Source organism: Streptomyces sp. NBC_00016 (assembly GCF_045040885.1).
Classification (GTDB): Bacteria; Actinomycetota; Actinomycetes; order Streptomycetales; family Streptomycetaceae; genus Streptomyces; species Streptomyces coriariae.
In genome coordinates this window covers 2387712-2413089 of sequence record NZ_CP108304.1, presented here as the reverse complement: position 1 = coordinate 2413089, position 25378 = coordinate 2387712, and the positions used below count along the sequence as shown (strand labels likewise).

Below are 25378 nucleotides of genomic sequence, written 5' to 3'. Positions count from 1 at the left end.
CGCAGGTCCGCGCGGCCCTCCGCATCCGAATTCACCGCTGCCGAAGCGCCTGGCAGGGTGTGGCCCGGGGCAGCCGCCCGGTGAAGAACGCGCCCGGCGGGACGCCCATCAGGGTGCGGAAGTCGGCCGTCATGTGCGACTGGTCGTAGTAGCCGGTGGCGGCGGCGAGTTCGGCCCACGGGGCGGTGGCCGCGTGGGTGAGGACGTGGCGCAGCCGGTCGATACGGGCGTAGTGCTTGGGGGAGACACCCACGCCGTCGGCGAACAGGTTGCGCAACTGGCGTTCGCTCACGGCGAGTTCGCGGGCCACTTCCCGTACGGGGGCGGGGGTGCGGTACGGGCGGGTCGACAGGGCGTCGACGGCGGCCCGCAGCAGGCGTTCGCGCGAGCCGTCCGCGGCGGGCGGGAGCAGGTCCGCCAGACGTGCCGTGATCCGGTCCCGCTCGCCCCCGGTCAGCTCGCGGGCGAGGCGTCGAGCCGTCCCGGTCGGCAGGTCGCCGAGCGGGACGACCCGGCCGACGAGGTCCACCGCCGCCACGCCGAACAGCGGGCCCACCACCCCTGGTTCCAGGCGCAGTTGGACACACGACACCGACCGCTTGTGCAGGTCCGTGTGGTACGAGGCACGGGTGCGCGGGCCCACCAGCAGGGTGTCGCGGCGGCCGTTGCCCTCCTCGCGGACGATCACCTTCGTATCCGTGTCCGGCACGTGCGCGAAGGCGTCGTCGAAGGGGCCGTCGACGGTGACCGCCCCGATGCCGGTGAACCACGGGCGCAGCGCGGAGGGGACGGGCAGGGCCCGCTCGGACGGGGACGACGGATCTGCCGGAAGCGCGGGGCTGTTCGTCACGCCTCCACGGTAAGCGCGTCCAGGGTTTCCCCGGGCGGCAGAAGCGTGCCGGAATTTCCTAGAGACGCGGCGGGGCGGACGTCAGCGTGGACGACATGATTCTTGTGACCGGTGCCACGGGCACCATCGGCAGCGAACTCGTACGACACCTGGCCGCGCGCGGCGAGAAGGTGCGTGCCCTGACCCGCGACCCGGCGAGGTCGCAGCTGCCTCCGGAGGTCGAGGTGGCACGTGGGGACTACCTCGACCGGTCCTCCCTGGAGGCGGCGATGTCCGCGGTGACGGCAGCCTTCCTGGTGGGTCTGCCGGGACCGTCCGTGAGCCACGACGGCGCCCTGGTGGCGGCGGCGCGGGCCGCGGGCGTGGGACGGCTGGTCAAGCTGTCCGCGATCGCCACCGGGGATCCCGAGGTGGGCCCGGGAGGGGAGTGGCATGTCGCCGGCGAGCGGGCCGTCCGGGAGAGCGGGGCCCAGTGGGTGGTGCTCCGGCCCTCCTCCTTCGCCTCGAACACGCTCGGTTGGGCGCGGGCGATCGGCGCCGGCGAGCCGGTGCCCAACCTGAGCGGCGACGGGCTCCAGGGCGTCGTCGACCCGCGGGACGTGTCCGAGGCGGCGGCCGTGGTCCTCCTCGACGAGCGGTGGGCCGGGCGGACGTACACGCTGACCGGCCCGGAGACCATCAGCGTGCCCGGCCAGGCCGCCGTCCTCACGGATGTCCTCGGCCGGCCGGTGACGACACACGACCTGGCCCCGGACGAGGTGCGCGAGCACCTCCTCGGCTGGGGGCAGGACGAGGCCGTCGCGGACGGAATCGCGCGGGGCTCCGCGTTCGTCCGCCGAGGCGGGAACGCCGTCGTCACCGAGGACGTGCGGGCACTGCTGGGGCGTCCGGCCCGGACATACCGCGAGTGGGCCCGGGACCACCGAGAGGCCTTCGACACGGCATGACCCACCGGGGGCGGTCGAGCAACCGGGGACCCACCGGGGGCGGCCGAGCAATCCGGGACCCGCAGGGGCGGCCGAGCAACCGGGGACCCGCCGGGGGGCGGCCCAGCAATCCGGGACCCGCCCGGGCGGCCGAGCGACCGGGCCCACCGCTCACCCGCCCCCCACTGGACCCTCGCCCCACCGGACGCGCTGCCGGGCCTTCGGCCGGGCCGGCCTACGCCCTGCTGGGCCATCGGTCCACACCGCCCGCGCGCCTCACCGGGCCTTCGCCGCGCTGGGCGTCCGCCGCGGTCGGCCCCTGCCGGGGTCGGCTTCCGCCCTGCTGGGTGTTCGTCTCGCCGTCTGCCCTGCTGGGTCTTCGCTCCGCTCGGGTCCTTGCTCCGCCGGGCATTCGGCGCGAAGCCCGCCCCCTTGCCGGGCCTCCGCTCCGCTGGGCCCCAGCCTCGCCGGACTTTCCCCTCGGTACTCGCCGCTCTCGGTCAGCGGCCCCTCAGCCCTTCTCCCCCTCCGGGCGCCTCGTGCGGAGGGTGGCTGCCGCGAGTGCCAGTGCCGTTGCTGCGATCAGTGAAGCGACCCGGAATGCCAGCTGGTAGCCCTCCGCCGTGGCCGGCAGGAGTGGTGCGCCCCCGTCCAGCAGGTCGTCCGTGTGGCTCGCGGCCAGGGTCGACAGGACCGCGAGGCCGAGCGAACCGCCCACCACCTGGGTGGTGTTGAAGAGACCGGAGGCCAGGCCGCCGTCCTCCTCCCGGGCTCCCGACATGGCCAGTCCGGTCAGCGCGGGCATCGCGGCGGCGAAACCGGCGGCCATCAGCAGCATGGGCGGGAGGAAGTCGGCGGCGTAGGAGCCGTCGGCCGGTGCGCGGCTCAGCAGCGCCATTCCGGCGGTGATCAGCACCAGACCGCCCAGCAGGACGCGGTACGGGCCGAAGCGGCCGATGGTCCGCGCGGACAGGACCAGCATCAGCAGGCCGATCACGACCGGCGCGGGCAGGAACGCCGTACCGGTCGCCAACTCGCTGTATCCGAGGACGCGTTGCACGTACAGCGCGCCGATGAACTGGAAGCCGAACATCGTCGCGATCATCAGCACCTGGACGGCGTTCGCCCCGCTGAGCAGCCGGGAGCCGAACAGTCGCAGACGCAGCAGCGGACGCGCGGCCCGGGCCTGGCGCAGGACGAACCCCGTGAACAGGGCCGTGGCGAGCAGGGCCAGGAGGACGGTCGTGGTGCCGTCGCGGCCGCCGGCGCCGACGATGACGTACACGGTCAGCATGAGCGCGCTCGTGACCAGGGCCGCGCCAGGGTAGTCGGCGCCCTTGCCGAGCCCGGCGCCGTTCTCCGGCGCGAGGACGCGGACGGCGGCGATCCAGGCCACGATGCCGATCGGCAGGTTGATGAGGAAGATCCAGTGCCAGTTGACGAGTTGGGTGAGCGCCCCGCCCAGGAACGTGCCCAGCGCTCCGCCCGCCGCGCCGACCGCGCTGAACACCGCGATGGCGCGGGCCTGTTCACGCGGCTCGGGGAAGAGGGTCACGAGCATGCCCAGGACCACCGCCGAGGTCATCGCCCCGCCGACACCCTGCAGGGCACGTGCCGCGATGAGCATCCCCTGGCTGCCGGCGACCCCGCACAGCACGGACGCCGCGGTGAACACCGCGAGGCCCGCCGTGAACATCCGCTTGCGTCCCACCAGGTCGCCGAGCCGGCCGACCAGCAGGAGCAGACCGCCGAAGGGAATGAGGTACGCGTTGACGACCCAGGCCAGCCCCGGTGCGCTGAACCCGAGGTCGCTCTGGATGGCGGGCATCGCCACGGTGACGATGTTGCCGTCCAGGATCGTCATCAGGGTTCCCGCGCACAGGACGACGAGGGACGCCCAGCGGGAGTACGTTCGTTTCGATGCCGATGTGATTGTCGGTGTCGGTGTGGGTGTCGGTGTCGGTGTCGGTCTCGGCGACTCGGCGATGGCCGTCATGGCGGCGTGGCCTCCACATTCTCCTGGGGAACCCTTGGTGCACGACTTGTAACGGGGACCATCGTGGATAACCATGGAGAACGGCATAAGGAGGCACTTCGATGTCCCAGGGGAACACCGGTGTTACCTCGCAGGTCGTGAACGCGCACGCCTGCCCGGTGCGAGAAGTTCTTGACAGGGTCTCGGGGAAGTGGAGTGTGCAGATCCTGGTCGCGGCGGCGCACGGCCCCATCCGTTTCACGGAGCTGGAGCGCAGCATCGAGGGCATCAGCCGCCGCATGCTGACGCTCACCCTGCGCAACCTGGAGCGCGACGGACTCGTCACCCGCACGGTGCACCCGACGGTGCCGCCCAAGGTCGAGTACGAACTGACGCCGGTGGCAATGGAGTTGCACGAGACCCTGCAACGCCTGACGAACTGGGCCGAGCGCAACAGGGTCTATATCGCCGAGGCGCGGGCGGCCTACGACACCGAGCGGGAAACGCAGCCGGTGTGAGCGGAGCCGATGTGAGCGGAGCCGACGCGAGCGGAGCCGGTGTGAGCGGAGCCGATGTGGTCTACAGCCCGAACAGGCCAGGATCCGCGGCCAGTTCCTTGAAATAGGCCGTCGGGTCGGCCACCATCCGGCGTTCCTTGAGGTCCAGCAGTCCGCCGACCGAGGAGAGTTGGGCGGACACCGTGCCGTCCGCCTTGCTGATGGTCTGCCGGATCCGGAACGTCTTGCCGCCGCCCCACTCGAAGACGCAGGTCACGTCGACCTCGTCGCCCGCCAGCAGTTCGCGCTGGTAGCGGATGGTCGTCTCCAGGGCGACCGGGCCCACCCCCTTGGCGAGCAGGCCGGCCTGGGTGATGCCCGCGGCCTGGAGCAGTGACCAGCGGGCGTGCTCCGCGTAGTTGATGTACACGCTCTGGTTGAGGTGCCCCTGCACGTCGGTCTCGTATCCGCGTACGATGATCCGGACGGAGAACGGCTCGCTCACGGTGTCCCCTTCTCGCTTTCTCGATGTCGGTGCCCTGCCCATTGATCTTGGCATGTCCCTCACACCCGGCGTGGGGAGGCCAGCAGATAGCGCGCTCGCGTGCGGGGATCGGTGTGCTCGCCGGCCTGCCAGCCCGCCTTCTCCAGGGTGGCCGCGCAGGCCCGGAGTGTCGTGTCGTCCGGTCCGTGCACGGCGACCGCCTCCGGTTGCGGGGTCGCCCGTACCCGGTAGCCGTCGGTGCCCCGTGGACCGGCGGGACGGTGACCGGCCGCCTCCAGGGCCAGCGCGGCGGCCCGCACGAGGTGGGTGCGCTCCCAGCCGCACGGCCGGTCCGTGCCTCCGTCCGGGTTGGTCATCCGGCGCAGTTCGAGCAGGCCCTGCCAGGCGCTGTGCACCTCGCGGGCCCGGGCGGGCGCGGCGACCGGCCCGATGTCCTGCTCGCCGCCGACGCGCGCGGCGAAGACGCCGGTGTCCGCCGTCGGCGGCTCGGAAGCGGCTGCCGGAGCGCCTGCCGCTGTGCCTGCTCCGGCGCCTGCCGGGGCGGCGCCGGATGGGGCTTCGGGTGGGGCCTCGGGCGCCGGGACCGCTTCTCGGGTCCGGTGCCCCGCCGGTGTCAGGAAGTGGTCGTGCGGCGGGCGCGGGTGCCGGAAGGCGAGCCCGTGCCGTACCAGCGCCGCCAGCTGCGTCTGGGTGCCGCGCAGCCGCCCGGTGACCGGGTCGGCGGCGTCGATCACACGCCGCTGGGCGGCGCTCGGCGGTCGTGTCACGGCGTGCTCCCTTCGAGTGCCGCCCCGGTGGGGGCTTCATCGAAGGCTACGGCCCGGGTCTGACATTCCAGGCGGTGATCACCGGCCGACCGTGCTCCGTGCCCAGCCGGCACAGCGTCCCCGTCGCCAGCTGGAACAGTGCTCCGGCCGACGCCGGCAGTCCGAGTCTGCGGGCGGTCAGCACCCGCAGGAAGTGTCCGTGTGCCACCAGCACGACGCCCTGCCCGGCGTCGGTGTGCGCCGCGTCGACCTGTGCCAGCACCCGGTCGGCCCGCTCGCCGACCTGCTCGGGCGTCTCCCCGGGACGGTCGGGCGGGCCGGGCGCGACCCCGTCCGTGAACAGGAACCAGTCCGGTCGGGTCCGCTGGATCTCGGCCGTCGTGATGCCCTCGTAGCCGCCGTAGTCCCACTCCCGCAGGCCGGCGTCCACCTGGACCTCGTGCAGGCCGATCAGCTCCGCCGTCTCCCGCGCGCGCTGCGCAGGGCTGACGAACGCGGCCCCGATCCGCTGCGCACGGATCAGCGGCACCAGCCGTCGTGCCTCGTCCCGGCCGTGCTCGGTCAGGGGCACGTCCGTCGTTCCGGTGTGCCGGCCCGAGCGGGACCATTCGGTCTCCCCGTGCCGCACGAGAAACAGGTCGCCCACGCGCGCGTGCCCCTTCCTGCCGTGCCTCTGAGCACCGTGACACAGGTTTTCGAGGCCCGCAGGCCGGGCTGGGCCAGTCAGCCGATTGCTGACAGGACCGCCTCCCTCGGCCGGATGTCGCGATCACTCCTCTCCGATCGGAAGCGAGGCGTTTCGCGTACGCCGACGCCCCGTGCGCTGCGGGGCGTCGGTCGGTCGTACGTCAGTGTTCAGTGGCCTACGAGACGAACGCGGCCCACTCCGTCGCGCCGAGGGCGAGTCGAGGGCCTTGCTCGATCTTCGAGTCCCGTACGTGGACGGCCCCGGGGGCCGAAGCGACCTCGACGCAGGCGGGCCCGTCGTCGCCTCACGCTCCACTCGGAGAACACCATGCTGCGTATCGAGGTGACCGACGCCCGCCCGGCCTGTCGTCCCCCCCACTCCGGGAACGTTCGAACCACCGGCTCCCGACGCGGAGTCGGGCCGGAGTCTTCTCCTCGTCGAGGTCCTGGCCGGCCACTGGGAGCGACATGGGCGACCCCTGCACCAAGACGGTTGTGGTGCGAGGTCGCGCTCGACTGAGTGCCGTTGCCGTCCCCCTCTGTCACCCTGCCGGTCATGACGAACACTCAGTTCTGGGAAGCCGTCTTCTACTGGGGCTACGGGACGTCTTTCGAGGCCTTTTGGATCGCGACGCAGTGGCAGGGGCACCGTCGTGTGCTGGGCGCCGGGGTGTACCTGATTCCCGTTCTGCGCCTCGTGCGGCGCGGCGTGTGCGAAAGGCGGGTCGACGCGTTGCTCACGGCGCTGGAGAACAACGGCGTACCCGTGGGCGACCGGCCGGACAAGGAGCAGCTCGTCGACCGGTGGCACCGGATCGCCACCGGCCGGTGTGTTGCCGTGCTGGTCCCGGTCGTGCCCTGGTCGATTCTGGTGGTCTCCTTCGAATTGATGAGTGCCCCCAACACCTTCCCGTCGTTGTGGATGAACGCTGTCGTCGCCGGATGCATGGTGCTGACCCTCGCGCTCGTCGTCGCCGACGGGCGAGCCGCCGCGGTCTCCGACGCCGCCGGAGCGGCGACGGTGGAGGCGATCCGATTCCTGGAGACGCTGCTCATACCGGCCCGACATCGCACGAACCAGTCGGCCCTCGACGAGCACGGCAGGACGTTCGGCCGACTGATCCAGGCCCTGCGCGCCCAGGCCCGGCACGAGACCCACAGGATGTCGCCCGTCGCCCGCGAGCGGGTACGGCTGGTCACGGAACGCCTGATCGCGACGCTCGTCGACAGCGATCACCGCTACCTGTTCGGTGAGGGAGCGGACCGCGACACCGCCGCGCGTGAACTGTCCCGGTTGGCCTCCAACGCCCTGAGTCACAGCTGCCGCCCGCGCGCGCAGCTCGACGGCCCGCTGTTCGTCGACCCCCGCCTACTGGAGAACGCGCCGGAGGCGGATCCGGCGGCGACGGTGGCCGAACCGCTCAAGAACCGCGTTCTCACCGTGGCGGGCGGGCTCGCGACGGCCGTGAGCCTCTTCGCCGGTGCGGCCCTCTTCTCCGACAGTGTCGCCTCGGGGATGATGGTGTTCGCAGGCCTGGCCAGTGTCGCTCTCGTCTATCCGCCGCTCCGCGAAGTCCTGCCCTGGGCCAGGGACTCCGTCCTCGGCGGCCCGCCCGCGAACGACGAAGCGGGTGTGGCCGAACCCCCGCTGCCCCCGGCGCCTCCCTCGTCCACCACCTGTCCCGACTGCGCAGCCCGATCGGCCGCCACCGCCGGAGCACGGCCGGTAGGGTGACGGCCGACCCGGAGTGAAAAGGCTTTCGCAGGCCTTGAAATCCCCTTGGCTCTGCTGACCCTGTTTCACCGGCCTGAACTCGTCGGGCAAGAGCAGTGTGTTGCCTACTGCCGGTACCCGCTCAGGAACCGTCCGATCCGGCCGATCGCCGCCTCCAGGTCGTCCGCGTGCGGCAGGGTCAGGATGCGGAAGTGGTCGGGGGTCGGCCAGTTGAAGCCGGTGCCCTGCACGACCTGGATCTTCTCCCTCAGAAGGAGGTCCAGGACGAACTTCTCGTCGTCGTGGATCGGGTGCACCTTGGGGTCGATGCGCGGGAACGCGTACAGCGCGCCCTTGGGCTTCACGCACGACACGCCAGGAATCTCGTTGAGCTTCTCCCAGGCCGTCTCGCGCTGGTCGTAGAGCCTGCCGCCCGGCACCGTCAGCTCGTGGATGGACTGGCGGCCGCCCAGCGCCGCCTGGATGGCGTACTGGGCGGGCGCGTTGGCGCACAGGCGCATGGAGGCCAGCATGGTGAGCCCCTCCAGGTAGTCCTTGGCGTGCTGCCTGGGGCCGGTCACCACGAGCCAGCCCGAGCGGAAACCCGCCACCCGGTACGTCTTGGACAGGCCGCAGAAGGTCAGGACCACCAGGTCGGGCGCGAGCGCGGCGGCCGAGTGGTGGACGGCGTCGTCGTAGAGGATCTGGTCGTAGATCTCGTCGGCGAAGACCATCAGACCGTGCCGGCGGGCCAGGTCGAGGATGCCCTCGATGATCTCCTTCGGGTAGACCGCGCCGGTGGGGTTGTTGGGGTTGATGATGACGACGGCCTTGGTGCGGTCGGTGATCTTGGACGCCATGTCGTCCAGGTCCGGGTACCACTCGGCCTGCTCGTCGCAGAGGTAGTGGACCGCCTTGCCGCCCGCGAGGGTGGTGACCGCCGTCCAGAGGGGGAAGTCCGGGGCCGGGATCAGGATCTCGTCACCGTCCTCGACCAGGGCCTGTACGGCCATCGAGACCAGCTCCGACACGCCGTTGCCGAGGAAGACGTCGTCGACGCCGACCTCCAGGCCCCGCTCCTGGTAGCGCTGGGCCACGGCGCGGCGGGCGGAGAGGACGCCCCGTGAGTCCGTGTAGCCGTGCGCCCGGGGGAGCATCCGGATCATGTCCTGGAGGATCTCCTCCGGCGCCTCGAAGCCGAAGGCCGCGGGGTTGCCGGTGTTCAGGCGCAGCACGCTGTGGCCCGCCGCCTCCAGCGCGTCGGCCTGCTCGATCACCGGGCCGCGGATCTCGTAACAGACCTCGCTCAGCTTGTTCGACTGCCGGAACTCCATGCGCGCTCGCCCCTCCGGTTTGTGTGTTGCTTGGTTTTACCAAGTTCCAGCTTGGAAAGTCCAACGACATGTCTAGACTGCGTGCCATGTCACCTCGCCGAAGCTACGACCAGTACTGCTCCGCCGCCCGTGCGCTCGACACCGTCGGCGACCGCTGGACCTTGCTGATCGTCCGGGAGCTGCTCGCCGGCCCGCGCCGTTACACGGACCTGCACGCCGATCTGCCGGGGGTGAGCACGGACGTGCTCGCCTCACGGCTGAAGGACATGGAGCGGGACGGGCTGACCACCCGGCGCCGGCTGCCCCCGCCGGGCGCGGCCTATGTGTACGAACTCACCGGACGCGGCCGGGGGTTGCTGCCCGTCCTGCAGGCCCTGGGCGAGTGGGGTGAAGGCGAACTCGGTGAGCGGCGGCCCACCGACGCCCTCCGGGCGCACTGGTTCGCGCTGCCGCTGCTGCGCAGGCTCGACGGCGAGGTGTCCGGGAGCGCGGGGCTCGTCGAAGTCCGGCTCGACGAAGGGGTCTTCCACCTGGACGTCGGCGCGGAGGACGGGCCGGTGTACGGCGACGGGCCCGCGCCCGGGGAGCCCGACGCGCGACTCGTCCTCGACACAGACACCTGCACGTCCGTCGCCCAGGGCGAGTTGGGCGTGCTCGACGCCGTGCGGGCCGGGCGGATCGAGGTCGGCGGCGACGGCACCCTGGCCAAAGCGCTGCGAGAGGCCTGAGGCCTGAGGCAGGGCGCGGGGGAGGGCGTCACGGACGGGGGTGCGGCGCATGACGGAAGGCCCGCCGCTGTACCGCGGCAGGCCTTCTGACGGGACGTCAAACGAGCGTCAGGCGCCCGGTGGTACGTGCCGTGGGCGTCCCGACCCCCGGGTCAGCGTGTATCCGCCGATCCCGGCGAGGGCGGCCAACACCGCGCCGATCGCGGTCCACACCCAGCGGTCGGACCACCAGCCGGAGGCCCAGCCGTCGTCCGGCTCGATACTCGACAGCACGGCCGTGGCCGACGAGTCGTCGGCATCGTCCTCCTCTGCCTGGGACGTGACGGCGATGCCCGGGACCAGCGGCTTCGCCAGCGAGCCGTCGACGGCCGCGGCGCCCCCGATGTCCTTGGAGTCCACCCGCAGTTCCGTGCCGACCGGCAGACCGAGGTCGGCCGCCTTGAGGTCGAGGGCCGTCAGCCGGACGTAGTACGTGCCCGGCAGCGGGTCGTCGGCCCACGGCTCCGACCAGGCGCGGACCGTGCGCAGCACACAGGTCAGCTCCACCGAGGCCGTGCCCTGGCCGGCGGTGCGCGTCTGGGCGCCGTACTGGCACGCCTGACGGCGCCGCAGACCGTCGTACACGTCGACCTGCCAGGTCTGCGTGGTGTGGGCCTGAGGCAGCTTCACCGTCGCCTTGACCGTGGGGCGTTGCCCGGAGTCCGCCGGGAACGACCAGTAGAGGTAGTCGCCCGCCGACCCGCTCGCCGTCGCCGTCTGGCCCTGGTCGATCTCCGTCGCCGTACGGAAGGACGTGCCCGCCTCGGTCGGCGCGGAGCTGTCGTCGGACGGGCTCGCCGACGGGGTGGAGTCGGCCGCGGCCGGTGCGGCCGCCGGACCGAGCGCCAGCCCGAGCACCGGTCCCAGCGCCAGCAGGGTGCTGCTCAACACACGTGTGATACGCATCAGTTGGTCCTCCAGACCGCGACCCGCCAGCGGGACACCCAGCCCCACAGCACACCCGCGAGGAAGCCGAACAGCACCAGGACACCCAGCAGCCACCAGCCGCGCCCGAGGCCGAAGGAGGCCACGTCGCTCGCCTGCGAGGGGCCGTCGACCACGTCCACGGTCAGCTCCAGCGGCATGCCCGGCGTGGTCTTCACCCCCGAGGCCGCCGAGTAGGAGTTGGTGACCTGCACACACACCGTCTCGGCGGGCGCCTCGTCCTCGTCGCTCTCCGCCTTCGGGTAGCGCAGACCGGTCGAGATGACGTCGGTACGGCCGTTGCCGGCCGCCTCGCCGCGCACGATCTCCCGGCCGTGCACCGTGACCGCCCGCAGCAGCACCCCGTAGTCGGGGTTCATGGTCCGGTCCGCCGACACGCTCACCGAGGCGCGCAGCTCCTGGCCCGGCTCGACGTCGACCTTGTACCAGCGCTCCTGGCCGAACTCCTCGCGGTCGGTGTACAGCCCGGACTTCAGGGCCGGGGCCGCGGAGCAGGAGGCCGCGCCCTCGGTGGCGACCGGCGTCACCACGGGGTCGGCGGCCCGGTCGACCAACTGGTTGACCCGGTCGGTGAGTTCGTCGGTGTGCTCCACCGAGGTGTAGGTGCCGCCGGTCGCCTCGGCGATGCAGCTGAGCTGCTGACGCATCTTGACGTTGGGCACCAGGCCGAGCGTGTCGATCGTCAGGCCGATGCCCTTCGCCGCGATCTCACGGGCCACCTCGCACGGGTCGAGCGGAGCGCAGGTGTCCTCGCCGTCGCTGATCAGCACGATGCGCTTGGAGCCGGTGCCGCCGTCGAGGTCGTCGGCGGCCTTCAGCAGGGCCGGGCCTATCGGCGTCCAGCCGGTCGGCGACAGGGTCGCCACCGCGGTCTTGGCCTCGGTCCGGTCCAGCGGGCCGACCGGGTAGAGCTGCGCGGTGTCCTTGCAGCCCGTTTTCTGGTCGTCGCCGGGGTAGTTGGCGCCCAGGGTGCGGATGCCCAGGAGAACGTTCTCCGGGGTCGCGTCCAGCACCTCGTTGAACGCCTGCTTGGCCGCGGCCATCCGCGTCCCGCCGTCCATGTCCTTCGTCCGCATCGAACCGCTGACGTCGAGGACCAGGTCGACCTTGGGCGCGGTGGCGGTGGTCTCGTCGGCGACCGCCCCGGCCGGGAACGCGATCCCGGCCGTGAGCGCGGCGAGCAGGGCGCAGACGCCCGCCGCCAGCCGTTGTGTTCTGATCATCGGCGGATCCTATTGATCAGAGGCGTCCGGCCACAAAACGGCGGGGGAACCGGTTTCGACATCCGGGCCGGACTTCGTCGCCGGCCGGCGCTCGTCACCCGCTCAACGTGCGTCCCCGGTCAGCGGGTTGGGCAGCAGGGCCCACTGGTCCCCGGGCGCGCCCGCCGACAGCCGCATGAGCGTCAGCGCCTTTGCCGGAAGCGGTTCCTCGCACAACGCCACGAGGTCCGGCGAACGCGGGAGATCCCGGACGGCCGTCTCCAGGGCCGCCCGCAGGGTCGGGCGGCTGCCCGCCGTCCCGGCCAGCGCGCCCGCGATCAGGGAGCCGAACAGCTTGCGCCGCAGCGCGGTCACGTCGTCCGTGCGGATCCGCTCGGGCAGTTCGTCCGGCAGCGGGATGCCGTGCCGGGCCAGCCGGGCGGGACTGACCCGGATGTCGGCCAGATCGCGGTAGACCAGCCGCAGCGGGGCGCCCGACGCCGACAGCACGACCAGCAGGTTCTGGCCGTGCGCCTCCAATGCCACGCCCAGCTCCAGCAGCCGCAGCCCGACGGTGAGCGCGAGACGGGCGAACTCCGCCAACCAGGCCGGAGAGGAGGGGAGTTCGCTGCCGGCGAGGGCGGCGACCGGGACGACGTGTTCGCCGGGCGCCCCGAACACGCTCGGCGACTCCCGGAACACGGCGGCCAGATCGGGGGAGTTCGCGGTGGCCGCGCCGAGGGTGCGGGTCATGTGCAGCAAGCCGTCCGTGTGCGGCGTCAGGGTCTCCGCGAACGCCGAGAGGGCCGCGGAGGCGGCGATGGAGCCGACGGAGATGTCCCGTACGGAGGAGGTCAGGCGGGTGCTCAGCGCGGTCTTGACGTGCGGGCCGTCAAAGAGGGCGAGGGTGCGCAACGACATCAGCGGATGCGCGGGGGCCTCCTGTTCGCAGGACCGCTTGAGCACGTGCGCCGCCTGCCACGGATGCACCGGGATCACCAGCCGCGTTCCGTCGCGCAGCTCCCGTGGCCACTCGCCCGACACCAGGCACTCGTCGGCCGGTACCGGCAGCAGCCCCAGCCGTACCGAGGGCCGGTGCTCGGGTCCGTACGCCAACTGATCGGCCACCGAGAAGCCGGGCCGCGCACGGCAGTTGGGATGGTACGGATGCCCGTCCACCACCCGCTGCTCCCACTCCCAGTCGTGCACCGGCCACTCGCCAGGGTCCTGCAAGGAGGCGAGGCCGGGTTCCTGCCCGGCCCTCGACAGCGCCAACGACGCGACGCTGTGGCCGAGTTCGGCGGCGAAGCCCGAGCCGTGCGGCACGGCCAGCTCCGTCATCAGCCGCGCGGGATCGTCGTACGCCACGCCGTCCAGCCGTACGTCCGTCACATAGGCGGTGGTCGCGTACGGATCCGCGCGCGGGCCGTGCAGACGGCGGCCGTCGCGCAGCCGCAGCAGGCTCTCCCCGCCGGACCCCCCGCGGTGCGCGATCCACGGCAGCGGTTCGTGGACGAGCGCCCGCCACAGCCGGGTCAGCACGGCCGCCCTCGCGCCGGGCAGCGCGGCCGTGTACCGCGGGCCGAGAGAGGGGCGTACGGCGGCCAGTTCCGTGGCCAGCTCGGCCTCGGCGGTGGGGGGACGGTGCACGGGTGGGCTCCTGAGGGTGCGGGTACGACGTCACGGAGGGGCTGTGACGACGCGATAATGATCGTCTCCGCCCGGAAGAACCGTAGGGAACAGGGAACCAGTGGATCGCGTGGACCTCATCCCCCCGCCCGCCGAGGCCGCGGCGTCCGCCGACGGCGTCGCCGAGCGCGCCGACGCCTACGCGGCGGCACCGCTGCTCAACTGTCTGCTGCGGGAGGTCGCCGAACCGCTGCCCGGCCCACCGGGCGGCGACGGCCGGTCCGTGTACCGGCTGCCCGGCGACGGGTCGCCCGACGGCGTCCGGCTGCTGCGGGTGCGCGGCACCCGGCGGCCCGCCGAGCCCGAGGTGTACACGGCGGGCGCCTGGCACCGCCTCGGTCATACCGCGCTCGTCGGGCTGGTCGCCGAGGTGCTGCGCGGGCACACCGGGCTGGCCAACCGGGAACTGCCCGCCGAGATGACCGACAGCAGGGACGTGGTCGCCGCGATGCTCACCGCACGCGCGCGGGCAACCCCGCCGCCCGGCCCCTACCTGCGCTCCGAGCAGTCGCTCCTCACCGGCCATCCCCACCATCCCGCCCCCAAGGCGCGCGGCGGCGGCCCGCCGGCCGGCTGGCTGCCGTACGCCCCGGAGGCCCACGCGCGCTTTCCGCTGGTCCTGCTGGGGCTGCGCGAGGACGCGGTCGTCGAGGAGGGCGACACCTCCGCGCTGGACGCCCTCGGCACGGCCCCGCCCGGCTACCGGCTGCTGCCCGCCCACCCCTGGCAGCTCGAGCTGGCCGGCCGGGAGCTCGCGCCGGCCTTCGCCGACGGCCGCCTGGTCCGGCTCGGCGCGACCGACTTCGAGGCGTGGCCGACGGCCGCCGTGCGGACGGTCTACGCACCGGAGCGGGACCTCTGTCTGAAGTTCAGCCTCGACGTCCGCATCACCAACGACATCCGCCGGCTGTGGCGGCACGACCTGCTGAAACTGCGCCGGACCGACGAGGCGGTGGTGCGGGCCTTCGCGGCGGGCGGCGGGCGCGCGGCGCGCGGCCCGGCCCCGGCGGTCTGGCTGAGCGACCGCGGTCACCGCACCGCCGACTTCGCCTTCGAGGCGCTCGCGGTCCTGGTCCGCGACGGGCTGGAAGACGCTCTGCCGCCCGGCGCGACCCCGCTGCTCGCCGCGGGACTCGTGGAGGGCTTCGACGGCAGCCCGCCCGCCGCCGCGTCGGACCCGGCCACCTGGTGGGAGGCCTATCTCGCCGTCGTCGTCCCCCCGGCGCTGACGGCCTTCGCCGACCACGGTGTCGTCCTCGAGGCGCATCTTCAGAACACGCTCATCGCCGTGGACGCCGACGGCACCCCCGTGCAGGCCCTGTTCCGGGACGCCGAGGGCGTGAAACTGCTGCCGGACGTGGAGCGGGCGGCCGGCTGGGAGCGGCTGGTGTACTGCCTGGTGGTGAACCACCTGTGGGAGGTCGCGGCGGCGCTCGCCGAACGTCACCCCGGCTTCGACCCCTGGCCCGCCGTACGCCGTGAACTGGGCCGCCACGACCTTCCCGAGGCCGCCGCCCTGCTGACCGCGCCCACCCTGCCCGGCAAGACGAACCTGCTGCTGCGCTGGACGGGTGCGGACGGCGCCGACGCCCGCTATCTGCCGCTGCCCAATCCTCTCCTCCGGTGAGGCCGATCGGGGGACGGGGGCGCGATCATTGGGTAAGGTAAGCCTAACTTTACTGTCGGGATGGTGCCTGGCGGGTTCCGGGGGACGTCGAGAGACGCCCGTCGCAGAGGGAGGCTCCCATGGCGGACCACGCGAGCGCCGCGCTGACGCTCGACCGGGTGCGGCTCGGCGCCGGCGGTCCGCTCGCCCGGCTGCGGATCGCGGACGGCAGGGTCACCCATGTCGTCGCGGCGACCGAGACCGGGGGACGGGCGGGGCAGGCCGACGACGGGCGGGTCGTCGACCTGGACGGACGGGTGCTGCTGCCCGGTCTGTGGGACGCCCACGTCCACATGGCGGAGTGGGCGAGCGCCCGGCACCGCCTGGACCTGGCCGGGACCGCCTCCGCGCGGGCGGTGACCGACCTGGTCCGGGAGCGCGGCGGCGCGGCGCCCGACGGCACGGTGCTCTTCGGATACGGGTTCCGGGACGGGCTGTGGCCCGACGCCCCGCACAAGCGCCTCCTCGACGCCGTCCTGCCCGACCGGCCGGTCGCCCTGGTCAGCGCCGATCTGCACGCCGCGTGGCTGAACTCGGCCTGTCTCGCCCTCGTCGGCCGGGGCGATCACCCCACCGGCCTGGTCAGGGAGACCGAGTGCCACGAGGTCCTGTCCGCGCTCCCCAAGGCGCCTGCCGCGGTGGTCGACGGCTGGATCGCGGACGCCTGCGAGGCGGCCGCCGCACGCGGGGTCACCGGTGTCATCGACTTCCAGTTCGGCGACACGGTCGCGGACTGGGAGCGGCGCTCGGCCGCGGGCCGGCCGGCCGTGCGGGTGGCGGCCGCGATCTACCCCAGCCGCCTGGACGCGGCCGTCGAGCGGGGACTGCGCACGGGGGACGAGGTCGGCGCGCCCGGCGGCCTGGTACGGGTGGGCCCGCTGAAGCTCTTCACCGACGGCTCGCTCAACACCCGTACCGCACTGTGCCGTGATCCCTATCCGGGGCTGGAGGGCACGGACGGTTCCCACGGCATCGAGGAGACGTCACCGCACGAGCTGGTGCGGCTCATGCGGCGGGCCGCCGCGCACGGCGTCGAACCCGCGGTGCACGCCATCGGCGACCACGCCAACACGCTGGCCCTGGACGCCTTCGAGGCGGTGCGCTGCCGAGGCCGGATCGAACACGCGCAGCTGCTGAGCCCCGAGGACCTCCCGAGGTTCGCCCGCCTGGGCGTCACGGCGGGGGTGCAGCCCCGGCACGCGACGGACGACCGTGACGTGGCGGACCGGCACTGGGCCGGACGCACCGGACGCGCCTTCGCCTACGCCGATCTGCTCGCCGCCGGGGCCCGGCTGGAGTTCGGTTCCGACGCCCCCGTCTCGGCTCTCGACCCGTGGCTCGCCATCGCGTCGGCCGTCGGCCGGACCGACGACGAACGCCCCGCCTGGCACCCGGAGCAGCGCCTGTCCGTCCAGGACGCGCTGGTCGCGGCGGCCCGCGGACGCCGGCTCATCCGGGTCGGCGACCCGGCCGACCTGGTCGTGGTCGACGTGGACCCGTCGGGGGCCGGCCCGGACGCCCTGCGCTCGATGCCCGTGCACGCCACGATGACGGACGGCCGCTGGACCCATGGACCGTACTGAGGCGGGCAGCCGCGGCGCGGCCCCGCGCCGCCCGTGCCCGACGTGGTCGGCCGACCGGTGAAGGGCCGACACGCATCGTGGTCTCGGTCGGCCCGGCGGTTCGACCGGCGCTGACGACGTCTCATCGCGGATGTCTGATGATCTGTACGCCGAGCGGGGCCCTGCCGTACGCTCCGGGCGTGAGCGAACGCGAGGGCAGTGACGTGCTGCCCTACGTCTACCGGGTCACCAAGTACGACCCCGCCGATCGTGACGAGCACGGCAGCTACGTCGGCACCGAGCCGGCCGTCAGCGACCACGGACCGGTCGAAGACGCCTACCTGCAGGCGGTTGCCGCCTTCGCCGAAGCCACCGGCGTCGACCGGCTGGCCATCCGTGAGCCGCAGATCGGCGGCGTCGTCCACTTCGGCCTGGAGCCACCGGTCGACGGCCACGGCCTGGCAGGCCTCTTTCCGGCCGGCCACGCCGGGTTCCACGACGGTGCCCTGGTGTCGATCACGGCCGGCCTGGAACTCGTCCGGGCCATGCTCCGCGACAACGGCGCCTGGTGTCGCCTGGAGGCGGAGGGAGCGTTCGCCGTACACGTCGGCTGGGACCAGTACCTCTACGTCGGCAGCAGCCGCCCATGCGAGGCGGCGCTGGCCCGCACCCGCTCGCTCGGGCTGTTCCCCGAACGACTGGACGCATCGCCGTACGACTTCGCCACCGACGACCCACAGCACGAGCAGCGCCCGGCCGATGCCGACTTCTGGGCCCGCCTGCGCTGGACGGTCAGCTCCCACCGCGCCACGTTCCTGGAGGAGACCTACGCCGCCAACGCCTCCCGATGGCACCGCCTCACCCGCGACAACATCGAGGCAGTGCGCTCCCGGCTGGCCCCTCGCGCCCAGTTGGCGGTCTGGCCGGACCTGCTCACCGACGTCGACACCGCCATGGCCGCTCTGCCCGAGGAGGGACTGGTCGAGATCATCTGGGAGGACGAGGACGGGCGGATCACCGGCACGGTCGTGGACGAGACCGGGTTCGAGGCGGTGACCTCCCGGATCCCGCGTGCGTCTGCCGCCGGCGTCGTATCCCTGACCACCGATGAGCGGTGCCCGCTGTTCACCGCTGTACTGCCCGACAGCGACGGCGTTCTGCGTGCACGCTGGCAGACCGAGCCGACGCCCAGCGACCGGAACTGGGCCTTCCTGAAGACCCTGCGGCGCGGCCAGATCGTCACCGGCACGGTGACGGCCATCGCAAGCTTCGGCGTCACCTTCGTGGACATCGGCGGCTTCACCGCGATGATCAATATTCCGGAACTGTCCTGGCGTCCGCTCGACCATCCGTCCGACGTCGTCAGTGTCGGTCAGGAGGTCACAGCCGAAGTCCTCGATGTCGACATGGTCAGGGAACGGGTGCCGCTGTCGCTGCGAGCAGCGCAGGAGGACCCGTGGCCGGAGGTGGCGCAGCGGGTCGGGCAGGTGGTCACCGGACCGGTCACCAAGATCGTGCCGGTCGGCGTCTTCGTGCGTGTCGAAGACCGGGAGGACGGCTTCGAGGGGCTGGTGCACACCAGCCGGCTGGACGAATCGCCCGACGACGTGATCGAGGTCGGTGACACGCTCACCGTGAAGATCATCGATGTTGATCTCGTGCGCCGTCGAATCAGCCTGTCGTGTGTCCAGGCCGTCCAGGACCGCGTTCGTCGATCTGCGCGCGGGTGACGGCGGACGCGGAACCGGTCGTCACACGAGGGAACGCGCGATGCGGAAACCTACGTCGTCGACCTGGAAGGTCGGGTGGCTGCGGCGCCGCGCGGAGGCCCGGCAACTCCAGTGCTCATCGAACCAACCGCCGCCGCGGAGCACCCGGTAGGTGCCGTAGACCTCGGCGTCGTAGACGTCCCAGCACCAGTCCCAGACGTTGCCGAGCATGTCGTGGAATCCCCATGGGTTGGGGTGTCTGCCGCCCACGGCGTGGATGCGCTCGTGCGAGTTGCCGCGGTACCAGGCGATCTCGTCGAGTTCCCCGTAGCGCGGTCCGGTCGTACCGGCACGGCAGGCGTGCTCCCATTCGGCTTCGGTCGGCAGCCGGTACCCGTCGGCGGCCGCGTCCCACTCGATCCCTTCGTCGTCGGCGCGGAAGTGGTACGCGGGCGTGCACCCGTCGCGCCGGGACAGGGAGTTGCAGAATCCGGCCGCGTCCCACCAGGAGACGCACTCGACGGGCAGCCGGTCCCCGTGGGCGGTACTCGGCCGCCTGCCTGTGATCTGTGCGTACAACGCCTGGGTGACCGGGCCTGCCGCGAGCTCGTAGGGCGCGAGCTCGACCGACCAACTGCGCTGCGTCCGCCGGTCCGACAGCGTCACCTGTCCCGGCGGGACGGCGATCATCTCGTTCCCCGTGAGCACGTCCATGATCAGGAGATCCTAGCGAGACCGGGCCGGAGTGAAACGCCCCCTCGGGCGGCGCACGGCAGCCCGGGCGGACCCCGGGCCCGGAAGGGACCGTACCCTGCGGGCCCGGGGAGTTCGGGTGGGGGTCAGGCCGCCTGCCTGCCGGCCAGTACGGAGCGGTGGATCTCCTCCGCCCGGACGGCGACCGTGGACAGCAGGGTGCTGGTCAGCCCGTGGGTGTGCTCGGTTCCGCCCTGGAGATAGAGGCCGGCCGTCACCTCCGGCACGGTCTCGACCCGGTGGTCCCGGCCCACGCGGACCTCGTCCCCGTCGTCCCGGAGGCAGAGTTTGGCCGCCTCGCCGAGCAGCGACGCCAGATCGCGCGGCCGGTAACCCGTGGCCAGCACCAGCACGTCGGCGGCGAGCACCTGCCGCTCGCCGGTGGGCAGGAACTCCACGGCGACCTCGAGGCCGCCGTCCGCACCGGGGTCGACGGCGCGCACCCGCGAGACGTTGAGGAAGCGCAGCCGCTCCCGGCCCGCCACCTTCTCCCGGTACGAGGTGGCGTACAGGGCCTCGATCAACTCCATGTCGACCACGGAGTAGTTGGTGGAGCGGTGATAGTCGATCAGCGACTGCTTGACCTCGGAGGGCGCCGAGAAGTAGACGTCGACCGCCTCCGGGTCGAAGATGCGGTTCGCGAACGGGCTGTCGTCGGCCGGGGTGTAGCCGTACTTGGCGAAGACCGAGCACACCTCGGCCTCGGGGAAGGTGCGGTGCAGGTAGTCCACCGCCTCGGCGGCGCTCTGGCCGGCGCCGAGCACGACGGCCCGCCGTACCGGCTCACCCGCCTCGCCCAGTCGTACGGCGCGGGGGATCAACTCGCTGTTGTGCCATACGCGTTCGGTGAGTTCCAGACCCGGCGGCACATGCGGCTCCAGCCCCATGGCCACGCTGACGTTGCGGGTCCTGCGGGTCACGGTCTCGCCGGAACCCGCGGTGTCGCGGCAGGTGACGTCGAAGAAGGCCACCTCGCCGTCCTCGTCGCGCACCGGGTCGACGCAGACCACCTCGCTGCCGTACGAGACCAGGTGGGAGACCCGGGCGGCGGCCCACTCGAAGTACTCGTGGAACTCCATCCGCAGCGGGAAGAGGGTTTTCTGGTTCAGGAAGTCGATCAGTCTGCCCCGCTCGCGCAGGAAGCAGAGGAAGCTGTAGTCGCTGGTCGGATTGCGCAGGGTGACAAGGTCCTTGAGGAAGGACACCTGCATGGTGGCGTCGTCGATGAGCATGCCGCGGTGCCAGCCGAAGCGCGGCTGGCGCTCCAGGAACAGGGCGTTGAGGCGGCGGTCTGCCGGAAGGCCTGTGTTGTGCTCCTCGACCGCTATGGACAGAGCGAGATTTGATGGACCGAATCCGATTCCGATGACGTCGTGGATGACGTCGGTACCCATGAGCGGTGACTTCACCTTGGCATCGCCTCCTCAGGCAGGCCCATGCTAGATAAGGTAAGGCTTACCTTGCAATGAGTCGTTGAAGGGAAGGACGTCATGCGGGTCGTCATGCTCGGCTACCAGACCTGGGGTCACCGCACGCTTCAGGCGCTGCTGGACTCCGACCACGAGGTCGTCCTCGTCGTCACCCATCCGAAGAGCGAGCACGCCTACGAGAAGATATGGGACGACAACGTCGCCGAACTCGCGGAGAAGAACGACGTACCCGTCCTGCTGCGCAACCGTCCCGACGACGCCGAACTCCTGGCCGCGGTGGCGGACGCCCGGCCGGACATCATCGTCGCCAACAACTGGCGGACCTGGCTGCCCCCCGAGCTGTTCGACCTGCCGCCGCACGGCACCCTCAACATCCACGACTCGCTGCTGCCGTCGTACGCGGGCTTCTCGCCGATCATCTGGGCGCTGCTCAACGGCGAGGCGCGCGTCGGCGTGACCGCGCACCGGATGAACACCGAACTCGACGCCGGGGACGTACTGGTGCAGCGTTCGGTGCCGGTGGGGCCCACCGACACGGCGACCGACCTGTTCCACCGGACCGTCGACCTCATCGCGCCCATCGTGCGGGAGTCGCTCGACCTGATCGCCTCCGGCCGGGACGCCGGCCAGTGGGTGCCGCAGGACCGTACCCGGGCCAGCTTCTTCCACAAGCGGTCGGCGCAGGACAGCCGGATCGACTGGAGTTGGCCCGCGGAACGGCTGGAACGGCTCGTGCGGGCCCAGTCCGACCCGTACCCGAACGCGTACGCCTTCCACCGGGGTCAGCGGCTGAGGATCGTCTCGGCGGCCGTGTCGCAGGGGCGCTACGGTGGCACGCCGGGCCGGATCTTCATCCGGGAGGGGGACGGCGTCGTCGTGGTGGCGGGCGCCGAGTCCTGGTCGGGCCGCTGCCGGGGTCTCCTCGTGCGGCGGGTGCGCACCGACGACGGCACCGAGTACGCGGCCACCGACTGGTTCCGCACCATGGGCGGGTATCTGACGTCCCGGCCTTGACGTCCCGGCCTTGACGTCCCCGCCCTGAGGACCTGGACCGGGCCCCGGGCGGGAGCGGGAGCGGGGGAGGTGAACGGCTGAACCTGACGGGTCCCCGGCCATGCGGGGCGGGGGCCCGTCGCCGGGTCAGTCGACGATCGCCGCCGGCCTCGCGTCCTCGGCCGGGACCTCGCCGTCGTGGTGGTGCCGGCCCAGCGGGATGACCAGCGGAGTCCCGCTGACCGGGTCGGGGGTGATCCGGCAGCGCAGGTCGAAGACGTCCTCGACGGTGGCCTCGGTGACCACCTCGGCGGGCGGGCCCTCGGCGACGATCCGGCCCGCCTTCATGGCGATGACGTGATCGGCGTACCGGCACGCCTGGTTGAGGTCGTGCAGCACCATCACCACCGTGCGTCCCTCACGCCGGTTGAGGTCCGTGATCAGGTCCAGCACGTCGATCTGGTGGGCGAGGTCGAGATAGGTCGTCGGCTCGTCCAGGAGCAGGACGGGAGTGCCCTGGGCGACCGCCATCGCGATCCACGCGCGCTGCCGCTGACCACCGGAGAGCTCGTCGACCGGACGGTCGGCGAGGTCGGTCAGCCCGGTCGCCGCCAGCGCCCCGTGCACGGCCTCCTCGTCTGCCGCGGACCACTGCCGCCACCAGGTCTGGTGCGGTGAACGGCCCCTGCCCACCAGGTCGAAGACGGTCAGCCCCTCCGGCGCCACCGGCGTCTGCGGCAGGATGCCCAGGGTGCGCGCGAGTTCGCGGGTCGGTACGGACCGCAGGGCCACGCCGTCCAGTTCCACGACGCCCCGGCGCGGTGTCAGCAGCCGGGCCAGCGCGCGCAACAGGGTCGACTTGCCGCAGGCGTTGGCCCCGACGATGGCGGTGACGCGGCCGGTCGGCACGCTGAGGTCCAGATCCTCCACCACCGACCGTCCGTCGTAGGCGAGATGCAGGCTCCTGGCCCGCAACTGCGGCCCGGCGGACGGCGGATGAGCGGTACCCGGGTCCGTGCCGTTCGCGCCGGCGCCGGACGGAAGAGGGATGCCGGCGCCGGACGGGCGAAGGATGCCGCCGGTCTTCGGCTCGGTCGGCCGCGGGGTGCGCGGGTCGGTGGTCGACATGGGATCAGCCTCCAGAGCCCGCGCGGTTGGCGCGGATGAGCAGCCACAGCAGGACCGGCGCGCCCAGGGCGCCGGTGACGATCCCGACCGGCAGTTCCGTCCCGGGGATCGCCTCGCGGGCGAGGAGATCCGAGCCGAGGACGACCAACGCGCCGGTGAGACCGGAGACGATCGGGGGCGGCGACGCGGTGCCCGCCAGCCGCTGGGCGATCTGCGGACAGGCCAGGGCCACGAAGGCCACCGGACCGGCCGCCGCCGTGCCGAAGGCGACCAGCCCCACCCCGGCCAGCAGCAGGGCCAGCCGGACCGGCTGGACCGGCGTGCCGAGCCCCGCGGCCACGTCGTCGCCGAGCTGGAGGGTACGCATCCAGCGGCCCATGGCCAGGGTGACCGGCAGCAGCACGGCCATGGCGAGGGCCAGCGCGTCCACCTGGTCCCAGGTCCGGCCGTTGAGGTTGCCGACCAGCCAGCCGATGGCCTCCTGCGCCTGGAACCGGCTGCCGCGCGCCACGAGGAAGTCGGTGGCGCTGGTGCAGATCCAGGACACGCCGATGCCGACGAGGATGATGCGGTATCCGGTGGTCCCGCCCTTCCACGCCAGCGCGTAGACGAGCAGCGCGGTCGCCAGGGCACCCAGCAGCCCCAGTGTCGACAGCCCGAGGCCGCCGGTCCAGCCGAGAACCACGGCCGCCACCACGGCCGTTCCGGCGCCCTCGGTCAGCCCGATCATGTCGGGGCTGGCCAGCGGGTTGCGGGTCATCGTCTGGAACACGGCCCCCGAGACGCCGAACGCGATGCCGACCAGTAGCCCGGTCAGCGCGCGCGGCAGCCGCAGATCCTGTACGACGACGACCGTGCCGGGGTCGCCCGCGCCGCCGAGCGCCCTGACGACGTCGGTGAGGGGCACGGGGTAGTCGCCGAGGGTGAGACCCCAGCAGAACAGCAGGAACGCGCCCGCGGCGACGAGCACTCCGGTCACTGCCAGGCGCGGGCGCAGCATGCCGGAGACCGGGGGAAAGGCCAGCCGGAACGGCCGGCCGTGCAGCGCGGGGTGCGGGGGGACGGCGGGGGAGGCCTCGACGGCCGGTGCGGCCGGGGACCGCGCTGTGGTGGGCGACTGTGCTGGGGTCGGGGACTGTGCTGTGTCCGGGGGCTGTGCGGGCACGCTCACACCTCCGCGAGCTTACGGCGGCGGACCAGGGCGATGAAGAACGGGCCGCCGAGGAAGGCGACGAGGACGCCGGCCTGGATCTCGGTGGGCCGGGCCAGCGTCCGGCCGAGGATGTCGGCGGACAGCAGCAGTACGGGCGCGAGGGCGGCGGACAGCGGCAGCAGCCAGCGGTGGTCGGGGCCGATCCCGGCGTACTGGGCGAGGACCCGCGCGATGTGCGGCACGACCAGGCCGAGGAAGACCACGGGACCGATGACGGCGACCGACGCGCCGGTCAGCAGCATCACCGCGGTGACCCCCTGGAGGCGGACCAGGCCGAGCCGCCGGCCCAGCGAGGCGGCCACGTCGTCGCCGAGGGCCATGCTGTTGAGGGCGGGCGCGCAGGACAGGGCGAGGACGGCGCCGACGGCGAGGAAGGGCAGGATGCGCAGCAGTTCGCCGGAGTCCTGGTCGGCCAGTGAGCCGGCCGACCAGAAGCGGTAGCGGTCCAGGGCGTCCTGGTCGGTCAGCACCACGGCGCTGGTGAGCGACGACAGCAGCGAGGTGACGGCGACCCCGGCGAGCGCCAGTTTCACGGGCGTGGCACCGGAACGGCCCAGCCGCCCCAGGGAGAAGACCAGGACGCTCGCGGCGAGTGCTCCGCCGAACGCGAACCACACATAGCCGTAGAGCGATCCGACCCCGAACACGGCGACCGCCAGCACGATCGCGAAGGACGCCCCGGCGCTGACGCCGAGGATGCCGGGGTCGGCGAGCGGGTTGCGGGTGAGGGCCTGCATCAGGGCGCCGGACAGGCCGAGCGCGGCGCCCGTCGTCAGGCCCAGCAGGGTGCGGGGGACCCGCACCGACCAGACGACGTTGTCGACGAGGCGGCTGGGCGGATGGCCGAGGACCGCGCGGACCACCTGGTCGAGCGGGACGTTCAGCGCGCCCAGTGCCACGGACAGCAGGGACAGGACGATGAGGAGGGCGACGACGAGTGTCACCAGCACCGCGGTGCGAAGCCTTCTGCCTGAAGCCACTTGCCGGTCTCCATGTCGCGGTCCGGGGGTCTCGCCGGGGTGCCGTCGGGTCATCGTCCCTCGCGCAGACCCCTGTTGGCGGACCA

At 72.6% G+C, this 25378-nt stretch carries 22 protein-coding genes and 1 pseudogene; 8 read left to right on the top strand and 15 right to left on the bottom strand.

Features of this window, described 5'->3' with window-relative positions:
• Positions 1-31 precede the first annotated feature (31 nt).
• On the bottom strand, positions 32-850 hold the full coding sequence (locus OG933_RS10640) for a helix-turn-helix domain-containing protein (RefSeq protein WP_362534477.1): 819 nt from the start codon (positions 848-850) through the stop codon (positions 32-34).
• A gap of 95 nt (positions 851-945) precedes the next feature.
• Here OG933_RS10640 and OG933_RS10635 point away from each other — a divergent pair, with 95 nt between their 5' ends.
• Positions 946-1797 (top strand): NAD(P)H-binding protein, encoded by an 852-nt coding sequence (locus OG933_RS10635; RefSeq protein ID WP_405626679.1) that lies wholly within the window; start codon positions 946-948, stop codon positions 1795-1797.
• 490 nt (positions 1798-2287) lie between these two features.
• On the opposite strand, the gene OG933_RS10630 is transcribed toward OG933_RS10635, so the two are convergent.
• Positions 2288-3640, bottom strand: a complete 1353-nt coding sequence (locus OG933_RS10630; RefSeq protein WP_405626677.1) for an MFS transporter — start codon at positions 3638-3640, stop codon at positions 2288-2290.
• Between the two features lie 233 nt (positions 3641-3873).
• Between OG933_RS10630 and OG933_RS10625 the strand changes: the two genes are divergently transcribed.
• Positions 3874-4269 carry a helix-turn-helix domain-containing protein gene (locus tag OG933_RS10625; RefSeq protein WP_362534469.1) on the top strand — a complete coding sequence of 132 codons (396 nt, stop codon included), beginning with the start codon at positions 3874-3876 and terminating at the stop codon, positions 4267-4269.
• Positions 4270-4330: 61 nt separating this feature from the next.
• Here the strand turns inward: OG933_RS10625 and OG933_RS10620 are convergent, their stop codons facing one another.
• The 4 genes and pseudogenes from OG933_RS10620 to OG933_RS10605 form a co-directional block, all read right to left on the bottom strand.
• Positions 4331-4753 (bottom strand): acyl-CoA thioesterase, encoded by a 423-nt coding sequence (locus OG933_RS10620; RefSeq protein ID WP_405626676.1) that lies wholly within the window; start codon positions 4751-4753, stop codon positions 4331-4333.
• Between the two features lie 59 nt (positions 4754-4812).
• Complete coding sequence (locus tag OG933_RS10615) at positions 4813-5520, bottom strand: hypothetical protein (protein WP_405626675.1); 708 nt, start codon at positions 5518-5520, stop codon at positions 4813-4815.
• 46 nt (positions 5521-5566) lie between these two features.
• Complete coding sequence (locus OG933_RS10610) at positions 5567-6166, bottom strand: histidine phosphatase family protein (protein ID WP_383466556.1); 600 nt, start codon at positions 6164-6166, stop codon at positions 5567-5569.
• Between the two features lie 217 nt (positions 6167-6383).
• Positions 6384-6452 (bottom strand): annotated as a pseudogene (locus OG933_RS10605) (DUF397 domain-containing protein); the annotation flags it as partial.
• Positions 6453-6763: 311 nt separating this feature from the next.
• Here OG933_RS10605 and OG933_RS10600 point away from each other — a divergent pair.
• Positions 6764-7942 carry a hypothetical protein gene (locus OG933_RS10600; protein WP_405626674.1) on the top strand — a complete coding sequence of 393 codons (1179 nt, stop codon included), beginning with the start codon at positions 6764-6766 and terminating at the stop codon, positions 7940-7942.
• 104 nt (positions 7943-8046) lie between these two features.
• Here OG933_RS10600 and OG933_RS10595 read toward each other — a convergent pair whose 3' ends face one another.
• Positions 8047-9255: a pyridoxal phosphate-dependent aminotransferase gene (locus tag OG933_RS10595; protein ID WP_362534457.1), complete on the bottom strand. Its 1209-nt coding sequence runs from the start codon at positions 9253-9255 to the stop codon at positions 8047-8049.
• Between the two features lie 86 nt (positions 9256-9341).
• Here OG933_RS10595 and OG933_RS10590 point away from each other — a divergent pair, with 86 nt between their 5' ends.
• Positions 9342-9983 carry a helix-turn-helix domain-containing protein gene (locus tag OG933_RS10590; RefSeq protein WP_362534454.1) on the top strand — a complete coding sequence of 214 codons (642 nt, stop codon included), beginning with the start codon at positions 9342-9344 and terminating at the stop codon, positions 9981-9983.
• A gap of 108 nt (positions 9984-10091) precedes the next feature.
• On the opposite strand, the gene OG933_RS10585 is transcribed toward OG933_RS10590, so the two are convergent.
• From OG933_RS10585 to OG933_RS10575, 3 genes are all read right to left on the bottom strand, one after another.
• Positions 10092-10928 carry a hypothetical protein gene (locus OG933_RS10585; protein ID WP_405626671.1) on the bottom strand — a complete coding sequence of 279 codons (837 nt, stop codon included), beginning with the start codon at positions 10926-10928 and terminating at the stop codon, positions 10092-10094.
• On the bottom strand, positions 10928-12190 hold the full coding sequence (locus OG933_RS10580) for a VWA domain-containing protein (RefSeq protein ID WP_020125460.1): 1263 nt from the start codon (positions 12188-12190) through the stop codon (positions 10928-10930). The genes OG933_RS10585 and OG933_RS10580 overlap by 1 nt, the downstream gene beginning before the upstream one ends.
• 102 nt (positions 12191-12292) lie before the next feature.
• Positions 12293-13819 (bottom strand): IucA/IucC family protein, encoded by a 1527-nt coding sequence (locus OG933_RS10575; protein ID WP_405626669.1) that lies wholly within the window; start codon positions 13817-13819, stop codon positions 12293-12295.
• A 100-nt stretch (positions 13820-13919) separates the two neighbouring features.
• Here OG933_RS10575 and OG933_RS10570 point away from each other — a divergent pair, with 100 nt between their 5' ends.
• The 3 genes from OG933_RS10570 to OG933_RS10560 all read left to right on the top strand — a co-directional run bounded on the left by OG933_RS10570 (position 13920) and on the right by OG933_RS10560 (position 18816).
• Positions 13920-15485 (top strand): IucA/IucC family protein, encoded by a 1566-nt coding sequence (locus tag OG933_RS10570; protein ID WP_405626666.1) that lies wholly within the window; start codon positions 13920-13922, stop codon positions 15483-15485.
• Positions 15486-15604: 119 nt separating this feature from the next.
• Positions 15605-17107 (top strand): amidohydrolase, encoded by a 1503-nt coding sequence (locus tag OG933_RS10565; protein ID WP_405626663.1) that lies wholly within the window; start codon positions 15605-15607, stop codon positions 17105-17107.
• A 179-nt stretch (positions 17108-17286) separates the two neighbouring features.
• Complete coding sequence (locus tag OG933_RS10560) at positions 17287-18816, top strand: S1 RNA-binding domain-containing protein (RefSeq protein ID WP_405626661.1); 1530 nt, start codon at positions 17287-17289, stop codon at positions 18814-18816.
• Between the two features lie 21 nt (positions 18817-18837).
• Here OG933_RS10560 and OG933_RS10555 read toward each other — a convergent pair whose 3' ends face one another.
• Both OG933_RS10555 and OG933_RS10550 read right to left on the bottom strand, forming a co-directional pair.
• Positions 18838-19509, bottom strand: a complete 672-nt coding sequence (locus OG933_RS10555; RefSeq protein WP_362534439.1) for an SUMF1/EgtB/PvdO family nonheme iron enzyme — start codon at positions 19507-19509, stop codon at positions 18838-18840.
• A 125-nt stretch (positions 19510-19634) separates the two neighbouring features.
• A complete protein-coding gene (locus OG933_RS10550; RefSeq protein WP_405626658.1) occupies positions 19635-20942 on the bottom strand; it encodes a lysine N(6)-hydroxylase/L-ornithine N(5)-oxygenase family protein in 1308 nt (435 codons plus the stop codon).
• A 96-nt stretch (positions 20943-21038) separates the two neighbouring features.
• On the opposite strand from OG933_RS10550, the gene OG933_RS10545 reads away from it, so the two are divergent.
• Positions 21039-21992: a methionyl-tRNA formyltransferase gene (locus OG933_RS10545; RefSeq protein WP_362534433.1), complete on the top strand. Its 954-nt coding sequence runs from the start codon at positions 21039-21041 to the stop codon at positions 21990-21992.
• Between the two features lie 126 nt (positions 21993-22118).
• Here OG933_RS10545 and OG933_RS10540 read toward each other — a convergent pair whose 3' ends face one another.
• The 3 genes from OG933_RS10540 to OG933_RS10530 all read right to left on the bottom strand — a co-directional run bounded on the left by OG933_RS10540 (position 22119) and on the right by OG933_RS10530 (position 25292).
• On the bottom strand, positions 22119-23099 hold the full coding sequence (locus tag OG933_RS10540) for an ABC transporter ATP-binding protein (RefSeq protein WP_362534430.1): 981 nt from the start codon (positions 23097-23099) through the stop codon (positions 22119-22121).
• A gap of 4 nt (positions 23100-23103) precedes the next feature.
• Positions 23104-24099 carry an iron chelate uptake ABC transporter family permease subunit gene (locus OG933_RS10535; RefSeq protein ID WP_362534515.1) on the bottom strand — a complete coding sequence of 332 codons (996 nt, stop codon included), beginning with the start codon at positions 24097-24099 and terminating at the stop codon, positions 23104-23106.
• 167 nt (positions 24100-24266) lie between these two features.
• Positions 24267-25292: an iron ABC transporter permease gene (locus OG933_RS10530; RefSeq protein ID WP_362534427.1), complete on the bottom strand. Its 1026-nt coding sequence runs from the start codon at positions 25290-25292 to the stop codon at positions 24267-24269.
• Between the last annotated feature and the right edge of the window lie 86 nt (positions 25293-25378).

Excerpts from the sequence above, each read along its gene's own strand:
- OG933_RS10635 (WP_405626679.1), top strand. The coding sequence starts at position 946 with ATGATTCTTGTGACCGGTGCCACGGGCACCATCGGCAGCGAACTCGTA.
- OG933_RS10630 (WP_405626677.1), bottom strand. The coding sequence starts at position 3,640 with ATGACGATCCTGGACGGCAACATCGTCACCGTGGCGATGCCCGCCATC.
- OG933_RS10625 (WP_362534469.1), top strand. The coding sequence starts at position 3,874 with ATGTCCCAGGGGAACACCGGTGTTACCTCGCAGGTCGTGAACGCGCAC.
- OG933_RS10600 (WP_405626674.1), top strand. The coding sequence starts at position 6,764 with ATGACGAACACTCAGTTCTGGGAAGCCGTCTTCTACTGGGGCTACGGG.
- OG933_RS10595 (WP_362534457.1), bottom strand. The coding sequence starts at position 9,255 with ATGGAGTTCCGGCAGTCGAACAAGCTGAGCGAGGTCTGTTACGAGATC.
- OG933_RS10590 (WP_362534454.1), top strand. The coding sequence starts at position 9,342 with ATGTCACCTCGCCGAAGCTACGACCAGTACTGCTCCGCCGCCCGTGCG.
- OG933_RS10585 (WP_405626671.1), bottom strand. The coding sequence starts at position 10,928 with ATGCGTATCACACGTGTGTTGAGCAGCACCCTGCTGGCGCTGGGACCG.
- OG933_RS10580 (WP_020125460.1), bottom strand. The coding sequence starts at position 12,190 with ATGATCAGAACACAACGGCTGGCGGCGGGCGTCTGCGCCCTGCTCGCC.
- OG933_RS10565 (WP_405626663.1), top strand. The coding sequence starts at position 15,605 with ATGGCGGACCACGCGAGCGCCGCGCTGACGCTCGACCGGGTGCGGCTC.
- OG933_RS10555 (WP_362534439.1), bottom strand. The coding sequence starts at position 19,509 with ATGGACGTGCTCACGGGGAACGAGATGATCGCCGTCCCGCCGGGACAG.
- OG933_RS10550 (WP_405626658.1), bottom strand. The coding sequence starts at position 20,942 with ATGGGTACCGACGTCATCCACGACGTCATCGGAATCGGATTCGGTCCA.
- OG933_RS10545 (WP_362534433.1), top strand. The coding sequence starts at position 21,039 with ATGCGGGTCGTCATGCTCGGCTACCAGACCTGGGGTCACCGCACGCTT.
- OG933_RS10540 (WP_362534430.1), bottom strand. The coding sequence starts at position 23,099 with ATGTCGACCACCGACCCGCGCACCCCGCGGCCGACCGAGCCGAAGACC.
- OG933_RS10535 (WP_362534515.1), bottom strand. The coding sequence starts at position 24,099 with ATGCTGCGCCCGCGCCTGGCAGTGACCGGAGTGCTCGTCGCCGCGGGC.